The organism is Paramuribaculum intestinale, assembly GCF_003024925.1.
In the GTDB taxonomy this organism is placed as follows: domain Bacteria; phylum Bacteroidota; class Bacteroidia; order Bacteroidales; family Muribaculaceae; genus Paramuribaculum; species Paramuribaculum intestinale.
This window is the reverse complement of the sequence record NZ_PUED01000349.1, coordinates 1-1,329: the sequence shown is the minus strand read 5'-3', so window position 1 is coordinate 1,329 and position 1,329 is coordinate 1. Positions and strand designations below refer to the sequence as shown.

Sequence of the window (1,329 nt, the reverse complement as noted above, 5' to 3'; positions counted from 1 at the left end):
ATGCAGGACTGTGTGGATGATATGGCTGCTATATGTCTTAAAAACGGGGGAGCGCTATCATGAGGCTATACCATGGTTCCAATCAACCGATAGAAAGAATTGACCTGACAAAAGTCCGTAAATACAAGGACTTTGGACAAGGATTTTATACGACTCATCTTCCACAGCAAGCCAAAGAATGGTCAAGAACCATCACTAATCGCTACGGAGGAATCCCGACCGTAACCGAATATGAATTTGACCTGGATAAGGCTATTGCAGCCGGACTAAATGTAAAGATTTTCGAGGTTGCTGACCGAGAATGGGCACTTTTCGTTATGGCAAATCGCAACAGGGTCGGCAGGGAGTTTCATCATGATTATGACATCGTAATCGGTCCGGTAGCTGATGATGATATGGCACGTCTTTTCGGACTTTACGATATGAAAATTATAGGCCTCGAGGCTGTTGTGGCAGGTCTTATTTACAAAGATCTAAACTCTCAATATTTCTTTGCAACCGAACGTGCTCTTGATTATCTTGTGAAACTATGAAGCAGACAGACAACAACTTTGAATTTCTGGTTGAATATATCACCGCCAAAGTAGTAGAGTGGATGATGAAAGACCAAGGCATAGGTCTTGAAGAAGCATTGGTGCAGTTTCATAATACCGAGACTTTTGAAAAGCTATGCGGTTACAAAACAGCTCTTTACATCGAAAGTCCGGCATGCGTTTATGAAACCTTCTTGGACGAATTTCGACAAGGCACTATCCGCAATCTCACCGACTAAGAAGTCTGCGAAATTAAGATTCGTTTGAAAAAGTGTGGCAATCCTTCGCTTATTCGTTGGAAAAAGTGACATGGAGGTTTGTTGATTCGATCGAAAAAGTGTAGCCCTTGTTCAGCTAAATTTGAGAATCTATGCTTAAAAAGAATTCAATCAGTCTTCAGCGTATTCGTAGTAGATATCCCATAATGTATCGGGAAAGCCATATCCACAACATTCCACTGATTTAATCATACGTTGCATACGGAGACTGTAATCTGATATCAATCCATTGGAAGATATGAATTTGACTGCTTTGTTGAAATTGTTTTCAAGAGCGGTGTAAAAAGGCTCGTCGTAATCGCCATATTGAGCAGTCAGGCTACATCCTTGTTCTACATAATAGAGCATCAAATCTGCAATAGCATGAGGATCTGGTATGAGTTTCTTGAACGCGGTTATCAGTTTATTGCATTCTCTGAAGCTTGGATCTTTAGGCCAGTCATTCCGTCCGTAGAATTGGCTGCGGATTGCTTTTTTGTACTTTTCACGTTCTGCATCGCTATTGGGTGCAAGCTGTT

General features: G+C 41.3%; 3 protein-coding genes. 2 read left to right on the top strand and 1 reads right to left on the bottom strand.

What is annotated here, in order from left to right:
* Positions 1 to 59 precede the first annotated feature (59 nt).
* Both C5O24_RS13440 and C5O24_RS13435 read left to right on the top strand, forming a co-directional pair.
* Entirely contained in the window at positions 60 to 533 is a 474-nt protein-coding gene (locus tag C5O24_RS13440) for a DUF3990 domain-containing protein (protein ID WP_107036529.1), read from the top strand.
* Positions 530 to 772 (top strand): hypothetical protein, encoded by a 243-nt coding sequence (locus C5O24_RS13435; protein WP_107036528.1) that lies wholly within the window; start codon positions 530 to 532, stop codon positions 770 to 772. Before C5O24_RS13440 ends, C5O24_RS13435 begins: the two co-directional genes overlap by 4 nt.
* Positions 773 to 922: 150 nt before the next feature.
* On the opposite strand, the gene C5O24_RS14215 is transcribed toward C5O24_RS13435, so the two are convergent.
* Positions 923 to 1,329 (bottom strand): DUF6155 family protein (locus C5O24_RS14215; protein WP_107681979.1); only part of this gene is annotated, 407 nt, incomplete at its 5' end.